Origin of the sequence: Candidatus Hakubella thermalkaliphila, from assembly GCF_013281975.1 — a bacterium.
GTDB classification, from domain to species: domain Bacteria; phylum Actinomycetota; class Humimicrobiia; order Hakubellales; family Hakubellaceae; genus Hakubella; species Hakubella thermalkaliphila.
Map to the genome: position 1 here is coordinate 16,226 of NZ_BLRZ01000008.1, position 12,299 is coordinate 28,524.

Genomic DNA, 12,299 nt, shown 5'->3' on the forward strand with positions numbered 1-12,299 from the left:
CCCCCGATTTCGGGAGCTGGGGGGATAGGTAAAAACAAAGTCCAGAATTGCCACGGTAAGGAGAGATGTAAAAATGTCTGAAGATAAACTATTTGGGTTAATTGATCTAAATTTCAGGTTTGAACTCACAAAGTTCAAGCTCGTAAGGGCACTTTGTAAATCAAGGTGGCTTCCTCTACTGCTTATTCTGTTCAATCTTTTCATTTTTGTCATTATCTTACTTGCTGGACTCTTCGGTGGATACTCGGCAGGTAATTATAATTTCGGAATAATGATGGTCTGGATACTCTGGTGGGTATTGCTGATACTCATGTTAGTTCCTGGTTTTGCCCGGATGTGGTGTCTGATGTGCCCGTTTCCTATCTTCTCTGATTGGGCCCAAAGAGGAAAACTATTCGAGGTTAGACAAGGAAAATTGGGCGGCTTAAATCTAAAGTGGCCTAAAAGGCTTAGCAGTATGTGGGTTCTGAACCTTGCCTTCCTGGCTACAACATTCTTTTCCGGATTCTTCACCGTAAGACCATTTGCTACTTTCATACTTTTAGGCATTATTATCCTGGTAGCGTTCTTGACCGGGCTTGTCTTTCAAAAGCGCACTTTTTGTTTATATCTGTGCCCTGTATCTGGATTTCAGGGGCTCTATTCACAATTTGCTACCGCTGAGGTGCGGCGTAAAGACCCTGAGATTTGCAAAAAACACACGCCCAAAACATGCTTTGTGGGGAATGAGAAGGGATATGGTTGTCCCTGGCTGAGAACACCTTTTGACTTTGCTAAGAATACCTACTGTGGTCTGTGCCTTGAGTGTTTTAAGACCTGCCCCCATGACAATATGGCTCTTAACTTAAGACCACCTGGGGTGGATTTACTGGTAGATACTAAGAGAGAGCCAAGAGGGCTGGATGAGGCCTACAAGGCTTTTATTATGCTGGGTATTGCCATAGTTTTTTACCTGGCCTTTCAGGGGCCCTGGGGGGTCATAAAAGATATGGTGAGGGCCACCACCTTGGAAGGTTACTTAGGTTACATAACCTTCCATACAGTTTTCAACCTTTTGATAATTCCAGGAATTTTCTTTCTCTTTGCTTACCTCTCCAAATTATTCAGTGGTAACAAAGAGGTCCCTCTGAAGAAGATTTTCACCAATTTCTCCTATACTCTTGTTCCTCTGGGCCTGGGTGTTTGGATAGGGTTTAGTTTAGGCATAATTCTTCCCAATGGGAGTTATCTCTTACACATCCTGTCAGATCCATTTGCCTGGGGGTGGAACCTTTTTGGTACAGCCCATTTCCCCTGGACGCCTGTCCTGACCCACCTTTTGGGTTATCTGCAGGGAGCAACTCTTATAGTGTTTTATTTGTTTTCTATTGCTTATGGGTTCAGGTCATCCAGACAGACCTACCCTGATTTACCGCAGGCCAGGCGTGGCTGGATACCCATGCTCGGTCTTTTAACCCTGATCACAACAGCATTTTTATGGTTATTTATGGGGTGAAGCGATGAGCAGAAAAGAAATCATTGCGGTAATACTTTTTATCCTGGCCACAGTTATCACTATTGCTGGTGTAGTCGGTGTGGAGGCATACCGACGCCGTGAGCTCTATACAGTTGAACTTACGGCCAGAGCTCCCGAGCACGGCAACTGGTATCCTCAGGAGATTACGGTTCCTTTGGGGGAAGAGGTTAGGATACTTATACGCAACATTGATACCGTAAGCCACGGCTTTGCCTTGCCTGATTTTGAGGTTGCCGTTCCAGAGATAAAAGCAGGCCAGGTAGCGGTGGTCCAATTCGTGGCTAACAAAAGCGGAACCTTTCCCTTCCTATGCACAGTCTGGTGTGCTGGCCGCCATATGGAGATGAGAGGTGAGCTGATTGTGGAATAATTTACATTGACAGTCAGAGGCACTTGAGGGATGGGGCGCTGATCACTCTTTAGACCACCGCCTGGCCTGAGCCGGAAAAAGAGGAGATTATGCCTCCTCCCACCAGCAGATCCCCCTGATAGAAGACTACTGACTGGCCAGGGGTGATGGCTCGGATGGGCCGACGGAAGGTCACTTGTACTCGACTCTCATCTACAGGCCGAACAATAGCTTCTCCCTCCTCACCCCGATATCTCACCTGGACCGTGACCCGCAGATCCCCTTCCAGATGGTCGAAAGGAATGAAGTTGACCTCTTCGGCTATGAGCTCTCGTCTATAGACATCCTTCCAGTGGCCAACTATCAAGAGATTTTTCTCAGTATCTATTCCCACTACATAATAGGGGCCGGGTCCACCTATACCCAGACCTCTCCTCTGGCCGATTGTGTAGAAGGCCAGACCCTGGTGAGTGCCGATCACTTTTCCCTCAGTATCCACAATAGGACCAGGCCGGGGACAATATCCCACCTTTTCCCGGAGAAAGCGATGATAGTTGTTATCGGAGATGAAACATATCTCCTGACTCTCCATTTTGTCCGCTACCGGGAGATAAGCTCTCTCCGCCAGCTTGCGGACTCTTTCCTTGGTGTAGTCACCCAGAGGGCTCAAAAAATGGCAAAGCTGCTCCTGAGTGGCTGACCAGAACATGCAGGACTGATCCTTGGAGGAATCTTCCGCTCTGTAGACCAGGAACCTGCCATTTTCCTCGGCAGACCTGACTCTCACATAGTGCCCGGTTGAAAGATAGTAAGCTCCCAGCCAGTGGGCCCTTCTCCTCAGAATATCCAGCTTGATAAAGCGGTTGCAGTTCAGACAGGGATTGGGAGTCATACCTTCCAGATACTGATCGCAGAAGGGTCTTATAACTCTTTGCTCAAAGAGATCAGCCAGATTAATCACATAGTGGGGGATGCCGATCTTATCGGCCACCTCTTTGGCATCCTGGATATCCAAAGGAGAGCAGCAGCTTCGAGGTCTATCTTCCGGATAGTTATCCTCCTCAATATCTAAATCCGTGGCCTTGAGATTGAGCATTCGCCCCTCATCACTCTCTCCATCCTCCCACAGTCGCATGGTCAGGCCGATAACATCATAACCCTCCTCCTTGAGGATCAGGGCAGCGGTAGAGCTATCTACTCCCCCACTCATAGCCACGGCCACTCTCTCCCTGGAGACATCTCGCAACTTCTCTAGGGGCTTTAGTTTACCCATGGGTCCAGAGATAAAATTCTCCAGACAATGGCCAAGGGCCGCGGCCACAATCTTAAAGCAGCCCATTTCCTTCTCTATCTCCCCCATTAGAGAGGCGACTCTCCGTCCCGTCATCCTGGCCGCCTGATCCAGAGGCTTTCCTTGCAGGTACTGGGAGAGAAAGCTGCAGGCGGCGATAGCCTGGCCCGGTCCGTAGACAAGGAACTTGAGATCCTGGATCAGCCCATCTCGCACTTTCATCTGCGCCGTGACCAGGGTGCCGCACTCCACACTTCCCGCCTGGCCCACAGCATCAGGACTTTCCATAGTGCCTATATTCTGAGGATCTATCAGATGAGCCCTCATGAGTTCGTTGAGCATTTTTTACCCACCTCACGAGGAAATTATAACGGTTGGCTCCATAGGCCTCAGGTAGAGCCACAATGTGATGTTTATTGCATTTAACTGCAATTTGTGGTACTGCTCCAATGAGGAGGAGGTTCAAATGAGCAAAATCATAGCCCATGAAATTAACCCTAACGCTTACTATACCACCGAGGAAGCGGCTGAGCTTTTGAAAATTCCCGTGCGCACTTTCCAATTAATGATAGCGAGAAAAGAAGTCAAAGGAGTAAAAATGGGCCGCCGGTGGCGCTTTTTGGGCTGGGATCTACTAGACCTGGCCGGTCGGAATAAACGTAAAAGGAGAGCTACCTTAGAAGCTTGGACCGATAGAGCCAAACAAAAGCAGGAAACGGATAAAAGCCTAAGAGCGTCCATCGTAGAGAGGTGTAGAGAGATCCAGGCAGCTATTCTGGCCGAGAGAAGCGGGAGACTTCTGCCAGATTCAGGCGAGCTTTTGAACCAGTTGCGAGAGGGGCGGGATGATGAGCTCTCAAATATGCATTGATGCCTCCCTGGCTGTAAAATGGGTACTGGCAGAGGAGTATAGTGAGCTGGCTCTGGCTTTTCTCCAGGACTGTATTGATTCAGACACAAAATTCGTGGCACCCTCCCATATTCGCTTTGAGGTGACTTCGGTCATTGGAAATCAGGTATACCGAGGAAACATCTCAGAGCAGACGGGGAAAAAGGCCTTTAATGTTTCCCATGATATCAACCTCGACCTTCGGCATAACCGCCAAATCTTCGATGAGGCATGGCGGCTGGCTCTCACCTATAAGCGTCCCACGACCTATGATAGCTATTACCTGGCCCTGGCCAGGCTCGAAGGTTGCGACTTGTGGACAGCAGACAGACGTCTAATTAATGCTGTGAAAGAAAGTTTGCCTTGGGTCAAATGGATCGGTGATTATGTGCCTCAAAAGCATCAGGAAAACACAGAAATGAATTTCACCACCTGACAGGAATTACATTGACCGTGGTCACTCCGCGCAGTTCTCCAGCTTCACATCGCTTCAAAAACCGGGAGCATTCCTCGGATATGCCAGTGAAGTGGTACACGAAGATATTGGCGTCAATAAAAACTGCCTCTGCCATAGGCAGCTCATCAAACCTCAAAGAAGGCCTCCTCCACCTTCACTGCGGTATAAAGGTCGTCGTCATCAAAGACTACCGTCATCTTTTTCATCTCTCACCTCAAACACATAGACGTATTGATGTTTCTATGACTATACGGCACAGCGTCTTAAAAAGAAAGGACTTTTGGTGGAGGTTTCCGAAAAAGTCATTTTTTGAGAAAATTCGCAAGAATCTCGTACTCATCTGTGAGCGGCGAAAGGGCAAACAGAGGACTTTACGGAAACCCCGCGCAAACCTGGTATAATATATAAATAGAAGGAGGATCGGCTATGACAAATCAAGAACTTCTCAAACGGATTACAGTCAACCCCAATATATTCGGTGGCAAGCCGATCATTAGGGGGCGGCGTATTGCAGTTGAACACATCCTGGGTATGTTGGCTGCCGGATCCACTGTCGAGGAACTTTTGGAGGGGTATCCGTTTCTCGAGCCGGAAGACATCCATGCCTGCCTGGTTTACGCCCACCGCATGGTGGCCCATGAGCGGGTAGAACCGGCCATTGTAGGGGAGTAGCCATGCGGTTTCTCCTCGACAGTTGCATCTCAGGGTTTGCAGTTCGGGAACTGCGGGCAGCAGGTTACGATGTAGTCTGGGCGGCGGAGGGGCCGGAAGATCCCGGAGACGATGTCATTCTGGAACAAGCAGCCAAGGAGCGCCGAATTTTGGTCACGGCAGATAAGGATTTCGGAGACCTGGTCTTTGTCTTTCGAAAGCCACATCCTACCATTGTGCGATTGGTTGAGATTCCTGCTCGAATGCAGGAAAGATTTTATTGCGTCTGATCGAGACTCATCAAGATGAGCTGGCCAAAGGGGCATTACTCACCGTGGAGCGCTTTCGAACGCGCGTCCGGCTTCCGGAGGAAGGAGTATGGAATGAGTCTTCCTGAGGACAAATAAAACGATCCTGAATATTCTTATTGTCTGGCTAAGGAGAGTGACATTATGGATGCGATAAATTATCCCAAGCAAATACAACTTCTATCGGTGAAAGAGGTAGCAGAGATTACCCGGGCTGGTGTCTCCACTGTGCGAGCCTGGATCCGAGAGGGAAAGCTAAAATCGGTCAAAGTAGGACATTTTCGCCGGGTAAGGGTTGCCGATCTAGAGAGGTTCATCCAAAGAGGCGGCAGAGATCGCGGAGCCGATTTTGGACCGGAGGATCATGAGGCTGACCTTGAGCATACGGAAAATGATCTGGAATATTGGGAAAAACGCTTTCCGCCCCTGACCAAAGATGATCCGTATTTTGAGCTTGTTGGCATAGGCTCGAGCAAACAGTTTTTGAGAGCTAAATCTACTAAGCAGGAGGGGCTAGAAGTGTCAACGGACTTAAGAGAAGGTCAGGAAGCTATCCATCATATGGATAAGGTTGCTTTAATCAATGCCATGAAAAAGGAAATTTTTCCAGAGGGAGATCTCCAGGCTGCAAGAAAGATCCTCAATTCCCTTGAGGTCTCACTTTCCCAGAGAGTAATAGAGGAACGGCTGAACGAAGGGGCAAAGCTCGAAGGCCTGAGGGTATTGGATCCAGAGGAGATGGAGAGAAGAGGAGAACATATCCCAACGGCTTCGGAGAAAACTGATTGAAGACCAAGAACCCGAGAAAAGTCCTTTTCAGCATCTAACTCTGCGCCAGCCCCATATTCATCCTGCACTCGCCCTCCGCAGCTCCTCCGCCTTTTTCTCTGGTAGAGTGTCATTAATGAAGGTGCCCGCTCCCGATTCACATCCAGCTAGATATTTGAGCTTATCCCGGGAGCGGTAGGGCGGGTAGAACTCGATGTGGAAGTGGTAGTAGGGATAGCTCTTTCCATCCGTGGGGATCTGGTGGAAAACCATCATATAAGGAAAGGAGAAGCCAAAAAGGTTGTCGTAGGTGGTGAGCAGGGTCTTAAGTATGTGGGCCAGATCCCTCCTCTTTTCTTTATCCATCTCCGCTAGAGATGCCAGATGGTCCTGAGAGTAGATGTGCACCTCATAGGGATAGCGGGCAAAAAAGGGCACAAAAGCGCAAAAGCAGGCACTCTCTATAACCATCCTTCTGCCATCTCTACGCTCCTCCTCCAGGATATCGCAGTAGAGGCAGCTTTTCTTTTGGCGGTGGTGTTCCTGAGCCTGGCGAAGTTCCTTTTGGGGGATGGGAGGGATGTAGGAAAAGGCATAGATCTGGCCGTGGGGATGGGAAAGGGTCACCCCGATCTCCTCACCCTTGTTCTCGAAAATGAAAACGTAGTCAATGTAGTTGAGAGAGCCCAGCTCCTGGTAGCGGTCAGCCCACACCTCCACCAGATTTTCTATGTGGGCTAAGGGGAGATCGGTGAGGCTTCCCTCGTGGCGGGGGGAATAAAGAACTACCTCGCAGATACCCAGAGAGGGCTTTACTTTATACAGGCCATTCCCGGAGATGGCCGGGGACTCCGGCTCCCTTTTGAAGGTAGGGAACTTGTTCTCAAAGACTATGATCTCATAGTCCTCCTGAGGCACCTCGGTGGGAAAGGAGCCCGGCCGGGTGGGACAGAGAGGACAGTAATCCTGGGGAGGAAAGAAGGTCCTCTCCTGGCGGTGGGTGGCCGTGACCACCCATTCATCCAAAGTGGGGTTATAGCGTAGCTCAGACATAGGGTTAACCTCCTGATTTTCTCCGGAGAGGTTCTAAAGCACCCTGGGAAAGAAATCCAATACAGCTTTCCTTACTTATTAGATGAGCTTTCAAAAATCAGAAAAAATAGCAGTTGTGCTTCCTCGTCATACGCGGCCTATATCTCCTTCTTCGCTTTCCGGTAAAATTTGCTTCTCGAGGGAGTTGTCAAGCCCAGAGAGAGCTCCCCTCTCCTTGCTCCCTTTAACGTGGTCCGGCAAACCAGCCTCATTCCGCAAACTATAGAATATTAGATAGCGACCATCCTCTTTGAGGATTTTCTCTTTCTTCATATTCTTGCCTCTGAAAATATACCCTAATTTTCATACTCCTTTATGCCATTCCATCGGCATGAGCTTTTCGTAATCCCTTGCCCCTGGCTCCTCTACACCAGCTTTCTACTTAGAAAATAGCCAATATTTTCATGTTATCATGGTTCGTGGGTGATGAGACCATAATGAGAAATTGCCCTGAAAGATACCTTTCCATCGTGCACGGCGCCACCTGTGGCGGTGTGGGCAACTCATTTAAACTAACTACTTGCTGGGTTTCAAGATGCTTGCTCCCTGGCTAGCCTCACAGACGTAAAATTCAGGGACAAGGCCAAATCTTCGGCCATAGCCCTGGCCCAGCTCATCCATAACCCGCTCGATAGCTTCTTCCCGGACTATGTTTATGGTACATCCCCCAAAGCCCCCACCCATCATCCTTACGCCCAGAACGCCTTCCATCTTCAGCCCACTCTCCACCAGAAAGTCCAGCTCCAGACAACTACCTCAAAATCATCCCGCAGGGAGAGGTGAGACTGTACCAAAAGGCGACCCAGGTGGTGAAGATCTCCTTTCTGGAGAGCCTCTTTGGCTTTAAGCACCCGCTGATTTTCAGACAGGACGTGCCTGACTCTTTGGGCCAATTTCTTCCCTAACTTTTCTTCCATCCTCTCAAGCTGGGCCAAGGTCACATCTCGTAGGGAGGTAACCTCTGGGAGCTGACTCTTTAACAAGTTGAGTGCTTCTTCACACTTGGCCCGGCGGATATTGTACTCCGTAGAAGCCAGATCCCGGCCTAACTTGCTATCCACCAGCAGTACTTTGTGGCTGTCCAGATGAAAGGGCACATATTCGTAGCTGTAATCTCTACAGTCTATGAAAAGAGCATGGTCTTTTTTGCCCAGCTTGGAGGCGAATTGGTCCATGATGCCGCAGTTCACTCCCACAAAGTTGTTCTCAGCTTCCACACACCACAGGGCTACCTCTCTGGGATCAAGCTTGAGCCCGAAAGTTTCCTCCAAGAAAGTAGCCACAGCAACCTCTATAGCTGCTGAGGAGCTCATTCCCGCTCCAATGGGAATGTTCCCGTGGATGGCAGCCACAAATCCGGAGAGAGTATAGCCCTTTTGCTTAAAAACCTGTACCACCCCTTTGGTATAGTTAGCCCAGGGGTGGGCCGGATCGTAGACTATGTTCTTTAAGCCAAAACGCACCTGATCCTGGAAATCGAGGGAATGGAGGGTGACTTGGTCCCCCTCTTGGACAACCCCCGCTACCAGCACATCCCGATCTACGGCTATGGGCAGGACCAAGCCCTGGTTATAGTCGGTATGTTCGCCAATTAGGTTGGCTCTTCCAGAGGCTCTAGCAACAATAAGCTTTTGTGGATCGAGGTCTACCTGGTCCTGCAGACATTCCTTTAACTCTTCCAACCTGCTCTCAAGAATCAACTCGTCCTCCAAGGAGTACATAACAGATCTATAGTTAAGAACTAAGAGTCAATATCAATGGGACAACTGCCATATTTGGCCGCTGCCACAAACATGGCCAGGATATTGGCGGAAGGGACGTTGTCCTGAATGTTGTGTCCCGGGTTGAACACATAACCACTCCCTGGCGCAAAGTCCAGGTGTCTCTTTTTTACCTCCTGGCAGACCTTTTCGGGAGTCCCAAAGGGCAGGATATTCTGAGTGTCCACCCCCCACCCCAGAAGACAAGATCCTTGCCGAACTCCCTCTTTAGTTTGGCCGAGTCCATGCTTTGTGCCGAGACCTGTACCGGGTTCAGAATATCCACTCCCATTTGTATCATATCAGGAATAAACTCATAGATGGCGCCACAACAATGAAAAAATATCTTCACTTGAGTCTTCTTCTTGAGAGTTGAGATAATCCTTTGCTGTCTGGGCTTGACGAGGCGGCGATAGAGAGAGGGGGAGATGAGAGGGCCGTGCTGGGATTCGACCCAATTTTTTCAGAATTTGATTTAGAGAAGGAATTCGTTAAGAGCTGGTGGTTGGGCTAATTTGTGGGGTGGTGTGCACAGGAACATCGTTGTCGCGGCAAATCGCGACAGCAAGAACTCTCTCGCGAAGAGTGGGTTTACAAGAAATTGTTTTGAACCTAACCAGTTTAGGCTGTTATTTTCTGCTCCTCTGGTAGTTTGTCCAGATACCACCACCAGTAAGATTCAGGTGGCCCCTGAGCAGATTTTCGCAAAAGCTTAAGATCCTCTCTGATTAAGTTACGCCTCTCTCGAAGTTCCTCATCAATCTGAGCCACTTTTTTCCTGTCCTCTTTGGTTCCAATCTCTGTTAAAAGTTCTTCTAGTAAATCGCGATAGGTAAGCATGGAGGCAACTTCTTCATAGAGGGAACCTTCAAGATAGCGAACATTGGCCTCGTATATTTTTATATACTTCTCAAGCTTTTCTCTCTTAGTCATATCTCCCATTCCTGAATAATCAGATACCCTTCACCACCAGGATGCTTCTTAACTTCTATCCACAGACTGCGCATCTTCTCAAGAAACCTGAACAGACCCTCTGGCTCATGTCCTAAATGGTGGATATCTATTTGGTATCTAAAGTCACATCGTTCATTACAAAAAATTCCCGAATTTCATGACCAAGTCAACATTGGCCTTCGTCTTCTTAAAAGCAAACGGCTCTTGGGAGGACGGGCAAGCCTCCATCTCGCCCCTGTAGGGGGTATAGCGCCCGTAAGATTTCTATCTCAGGAACCAATTTGAAAAGTCACTGGAAAATAGATTCCCCATTTTTATGGTTCGAGGATGTGGCCACCCATGACAAACTAGCTAAGAATGCCATCAAAGTCAACGGGCAGGCCTACGCTTAACATCTAAACTTTCCCTGCCTCCAAGAGCGATGGTAAGTCGGCTGGAAAGGGAACCAATCCCACCCGTCCAGCCGCTGCCCACAACATCTGATCAAAAGTCGCCATAGTTACCACCTCGCCCATCATCTCCTGCCAAAAGGAGGCTGCTGCCAGGTGGACTGCATCGTAGCCGCGCAGACCGTGCTCCCAGGCTAAAGTATCAGCGCGGGATACCACTATCTCCGTTATCTGCACCCGCACCAAGTCAGGCCACTCGTTTCTGAACATCTGGAGGCTTGCCAGGGCATCCTTTTCTTTTAGAACGCTCATCCGCACCGACCTGGCCAAGGCGGCTGCCACTTCCGCCCGGCTGATAATTGCTGTAGCTACTACCTCTGCCTTAGTTACCGCCTGGCCTACCTCCGCTGAGCCCAGCTCAGCCACGTACCGTTTTACCAGCGCGCTAGCGTCCAGGTATAGGATCATTCGCGATTCTCCAAGAGCAACTCGGCTACTGTGCGTCTACCTTGCGTTCGAGCTACCGGTGCCGTATCAGTCAGTTTACGCCCACTCCATGCCACCAGCCCAGCCTGGATCAATTCCTGCGTCCGGGACTCCACTGATGACCCTATCGGGATAATGCGCCCGACAGGTTTCCCCCGCTCAGTGATAATCAATGTAGTACCGGCCTTGACTTGCCGCATGTAGTTGCCTAGTCTCGCTTTCAGCTGTCGGATGCCTATTCTCGTCTGGATCATTGTAAAACCTCCTCATCATTGTGATCACATTATACTCTAAGAGACCACAATAGGCAAGTTTTAGTTTGGGGCCAAATTTTTTCAGAATTTACTGTTGGAAATGGGAACCAGTGGTTAGGCTAACTTATGGGGTAACGTGCACAGGAACATCAGTGTAGTAGTAAGTCGGTCTAGCAAAACCCCCTCGCGAAGAGCGGCTCTACAAGAAGTTTTTTTAACCTGGGCAGTTTAGGCTGTTATCTTCTCCTTCTCTGGCATCATGACCAGGTCAACATGGCCTTCGTCTTCTTAAAATCAGGACAATTAAAAAACCCGCCCCTGTTAGCGGATCTATAAGGAACAGCTAGAAGAAATTTTCTTGCTAGAGGCTGACCTTCTCTTTCTTTGCAACTTTATCCAAATACCACCACCAATGAGATGTGGACTTGCCAGCCGCTTGATTCATTTGCAGAAGAACACCGAGATTTTTGACTACTACTTCGGTTTTGTCCTTGAACTTAGAGTCGAGAATTTCCAGCTTTTCCTTAAGTCCAGAGCTGATCCCCTTCTGCTCAATAGTCTCCTCTATCTCATCCCGAATAGTGAGAACATAAGCTACTTCTTCGGGCTCATAGTCTTCAAGATAGTTAATTCCTTCTTCATAGATGTCTATTTGTTGCTCCAAAGTTAATTTGCTCATTTGAGAAATTCCTCAATATCTACCCAGTTTTTCATATTATCAAGATATCGCCTTAAGTCATCTATGGGATAAAATGATCTAACCCTACCTCCTCGACTTGCTACCAGTATATTATCATACTCCGGCGATTTTGTTGAGCCTATGAATATCCAAGCTATCTCTTTAGTTAGCGTGTCGATGCAGGTAAAAATCATCTTTGGGTTATAGCGTATATTGTCAATAATCTTTTCGCTCTCTTTGGGGGTCGGTAATCGCTTGAGAGCGCTGCTCAAAATCCATTGTTTCGTGTGTTGTTTGGATTTATTCTCAAGTTCTTGGGGACTAAGCATACGGGCAGACTGATGTTCTCTTATCCCTACAGCGATACTTAAGAATCTTGGTTCAATATGTAGGGCAATTTCTTTAATTGAACCACAACATATTGTAGGTATTCAGGTAAATGACGTTGTAGGGTTA

The 12,299-nt window shown here is 48.6% G+C and carries 18 protein-coding genes and 2 pseudogenes; 7 read left to right on the forward strand and 13 right to left on the reverse strand.

Features of this window, described 5'->3' with window-relative positions:
* The first annotated feature begins 73 nt into the window (after positions 1-73).
* Positions 74-1,495, forward strand: coding sequence for a 4Fe-4S binding protein (locus HW443_RS01605; protein WP_176235950.1), 1,422 nt, complete (start codon positions 74-76; stop codon positions 1,493-1,495).
* 4 nt (positions 1,496-1,499) lie between these two features.
* Positions 1,500-1,886, forward strand: coding sequence for a cupredoxin domain-containing protein (locus HW443_RS01610; protein WP_176226826.1), 387 nt, complete (start codon positions 1,500-1,502; stop codon positions 1,884-1,886).
* Between the two features lie 49 nt (positions 1,887-1,935).
* On the opposite strand, the gene mnmA is transcribed toward HW443_RS01610, so the two are convergent.
* Both mnmA and HW443_RS13770 read right to left on the reverse strand, forming a co-directional pair.
* Entirely contained in the window at positions 1,936-3,138 is a 1,203-nt protein-coding gene (gene mnmA, locus HW443_RS01615; protein WP_258188934.1) for a tRNA 2-thiouridine(34) synthase MnmA, read from the reverse strand.
* A 33-nt stretch (positions 3,139-3,171) separates the two neighbouring features.
* Positions 3,172-3,498, reverse strand: a pseudogene (locus HW443_RS13770) (iron-sulfur cluster assembly scaffold protein); the annotation flags it as partial.
* 124 nt (positions 3,499-3,622) lie between these two features.
* Here HW443_RS13770 and HW443_RS01620 point away from each other — a divergent pair.
* Both HW443_RS01620 and HW443_RS01625 read left to right on the forward strand, forming a co-directional pair.
* Positions 3,623-4,027 (forward strand): helix-turn-helix domain-containing protein, encoded by a 405-nt coding sequence (locus HW443_RS01620; RefSeq protein ID WP_176226774.1) that lies wholly within the window; start codon positions 3,623-3,625, stop codon positions 4,025-4,027.
* The gene (locus tag HW443_RS01625; RefSeq protein WP_219857217.1) at positions 4,002-4,481 is read left to right on the forward strand and encodes a type II toxin-antitoxin system VapC family toxin; all 480 of its coding nucleotides are present in this window, start codon (positions 4,002-4,004) and stop codon (positions 4,479-4,481) included. Before HW443_RS01620 ends, HW443_RS01625 begins: the two co-directional genes overlap by 26 nt.
* On the opposite strand, the gene HW443_RS01630 is transcribed toward HW443_RS01625, so the two are convergent.
* Entirely contained in the window at positions 4,471-4,638 is a 168-nt protein-coding gene (locus tag HW443_RS01630; protein WP_176237283.1) for a hypothetical protein, read from the reverse strand. The two genes, HW443_RS01625 and HW443_RS01630, sit on opposite strands and share 11 nt — an antisense overlap.
* 290 nt (positions 4,639-4,928) lie before the next feature.
* Between HW443_RS01630 and HW443_RS01635 the strand changes: the two genes are divergently transcribed.
* The 3 genes from HW443_RS01635 (at position 4,929) to HW443_RS01645 (ending at position 6,250) form a co-directional block, all read left to right on the forward strand.
* Positions 4,929-5,174, forward strand: a complete 246-nt coding sequence (locus HW443_RS01635; protein WP_176226791.1) for a DUF433 domain-containing protein — start codon at positions 4,929-4,931, stop codon at positions 5,172-5,174.
* Between the two features lie 2 nt (positions 5,175-5,176).
* Positions 5,177-5,443 carry a DUF5615 family PIN-like protein gene (locus HW443_RS01640; protein WP_176226790.1) on the forward strand — a complete coding sequence of 89 codons (267 nt, stop codon included), beginning with the start codon at positions 5,177-5,179 and terminating at the stop codon, positions 5,441-5,443.
* Between the two features lie 162 nt (positions 5,444-5,605).
* Positions 5,606-6,250, forward strand: a complete 645-nt coding sequence (locus HW443_RS01645; protein WP_176236292.1) for a helix-turn-helix domain-containing protein — start codon at positions 5,606-5,608, stop codon at positions 6,248-6,250.
* Between the two features lie 57 nt (positions 6,251-6,307).
* On the opposite strand, the gene galT is transcribed toward HW443_RS01645, so the two are convergent.
* The 10 genes and pseudogenes from galT to HW443_RS01695 form a co-directional block, all read right to left on the reverse strand.
* Positions 6,308-7,282 (reverse strand): galactose-1-phosphate uridylyltransferase, encoded by a 975-nt coding sequence (gene galT, locus HW443_RS01650; protein ID WP_176237847.1) that lies wholly within the window; start codon positions 7,280-7,282, stop codon positions 6,308-6,310.
* Positions 7,283-7,408: 126 nt separating this feature from the next.
* Positions 7,409-7,594, reverse strand: a complete 186-nt coding sequence (locus HW443_RS01655) for a hypothetical protein (protein ID WP_176236008.1) — start codon at positions 7,592-7,594, stop codon at positions 7,409-7,411.
* Positions 7,595-7,837: 243 nt separating this feature from the next.
* On the reverse strand, positions 7,838-8,032 hold the full coding sequence (locus HW443_RS01660; RefSeq protein ID WP_176236007.1) for a hypothetical protein: 195 nt from the start codon (positions 8,030-8,032) through the stop codon (positions 7,838-7,840).
* Between the two features lie 2 nt (positions 8,033-8,034).
* Positions 8,035-9,021: a galactokinase gene (gene galK / locus HW443_RS01665; RefSeq protein WP_176236006.1), complete on the reverse strand. Its 987-nt coding sequence runs from the start codon at positions 9,019-9,021 to the stop codon at positions 8,035-8,037.
* A 41-nt stretch (positions 9,022-9,062) separates the two neighbouring features.
* Positions 9,063-9,311, reverse strand: a pseudogene (locus tag HW443_RS01670) (uroporphyrinogen decarboxylase family protein); the annotation flags it as partial.
* Entirely contained in the window at positions 9,212-9,511 is a 300-nt protein-coding gene (locus tag HW443_RS13775; RefSeq protein WP_176236009.1) for a uroporphyrinogen decarboxylase family protein, read from the reverse strand. The pseudogene HW443_RS01670 and the gene HW443_RS13775, both read right to left, overlap by 100 nt.
* A 191-nt stretch (positions 9,512-9,702) precedes the next feature.
* Positions 9,703-10,014 carry a hypothetical protein gene (locus HW443_RS01680; RefSeq protein ID WP_176236004.1) on the reverse strand — a complete coding sequence of 104 codons (312 nt, stop codon included), beginning with the start codon at positions 10,012-10,014 and terminating at the stop codon, positions 9,703-9,705.
* Positions 10,015-10,430: 416 nt separating this feature from the next.
* A complete protein-coding gene (locus tag HW443_RS01685; protein ID WP_176236003.1) occupies positions 10,431-10,892 on the reverse strand; it encodes a type II toxin-antitoxin system VapC family toxin in 462 nt (153 codons plus the stop codon).
* Positions 10,889-11,164, reverse strand: coding sequence for a type II toxin-antitoxin system Phd/YefM family antitoxin (locus HW443_RS13780; RefSeq protein ID WP_176236002.1), 276 nt, complete (start codon positions 11,162-11,164; stop codon positions 10,889-10,891). Before HW443_RS13780 ends, HW443_RS01685 begins: the two co-directional genes overlap by 4 nt.
* A 361-nt stretch (positions 11,165-11,525) precedes the next feature.
* Positions 11,526-11,843, reverse strand: a complete 318-nt coding sequence (locus tag HW443_RS01695) for a hypothetical protein (RefSeq protein ID WP_176236001.1) — start codon at positions 11,841-11,843, stop codon at positions 11,526-11,528.
* Positions 11,844-12,299 lie beyond the last annotated feature (456 nt).

Coding starts and splice junctions, on each gene's coding strand:
- HW443_RS01605 (WP_176235950.1), top strand. CDS start 74: ATGTCTGAAGATAAACTATTTGGGTTAATTGATCTAAATTTCAGGTTT.
- HW443_RS01610 (WP_176226826.1), top strand. CDS start 1,500: ATGAGCAGAAAAGAAATCATTGCGGTAATACTTTTTATCCTGGCCACA.
- mnmA (WP_258188934.1), bottom strand. CDS start 3,138: ATGGGTAAACTAAAGCCCCTAGAGAAGTTGCGAGATGTCTCCAGGGAG.
- HW443_RS01620 (WP_176226774.1), top strand. CDS start 3,623: ATGAGCAAAATCATAGCCCATGAAATTAACCCTAACGCTTACTATACC.
- HW443_RS01625 (WP_219857217.1), top strand. CDS start 4,002: ATGATGAGCTCTCAAATATGCATTGATGCCTCCCTGGCTGTAAAATGG.
- HW443_RS01635 (WP_176226791.1), top strand. CDS start 4,929: ATGACAAATCAAGAACTTCTCAAACGGATTACAGTCAACCCCAATATA.
- HW443_RS01640 (WP_176226790.1), top strand. CDS start 5,177: ATGCGGTTTCTCCTCGACAGTTGCATCTCAGGGTTTGCAGTTCGGGAA.
- HW443_RS01645 (WP_176236292.1), top strand. CDS start 5,606: ATGGATGCGATAAATTATCCCAAGCAAATACAACTTCTATCGGTGAAA.
- galT (WP_176237847.1), bottom strand. CDS start 7,282: ATGTCTGAGCTACGCTATAACCCCACTTTGGATGAATGGGTGGTCACG.
- HW443_RS01655 (WP_176236008.1), bottom strand. CDS start 7,594: ATGAAGAAAGAGAAAATCCTCAAAGAGGATGGTCGCTATCTAATATTC.
- HW443_RS01660 (WP_176236007.1), bottom strand. CDS start 8,032: ATGGAAGGCGTTCTGGGCGTAAGGATGATGGGTGGGGGCTTTGGGGGA.
- HW443_RS01680 (WP_176236004.1), bottom strand. CDS start 10,014: ATGACTAAGAGAGAAAAGCTTGAGAAGTATATAAAAATATACGAGGCC.
- HW443_RS01685 (WP_176236003.1), bottom strand. CDS start 10,892: ATGATCCTATACCTGGACGCTAGCGCGCTGGTAAAACGGTACGTGGCT.
- HW443_RS13780 (WP_176236002.1), bottom strand. CDS start 11,164: ATGATCCAGACGAGAATAGGCATCCGACAGCTGAAAGCGAGACTAGGC.
- HW443_RS01695 (WP_176236001.1), bottom strand. CDS start 11,843: ATGAGCAAATTAACTTTGGAGCAACAAATAGACATCTATGAAGAAGGA.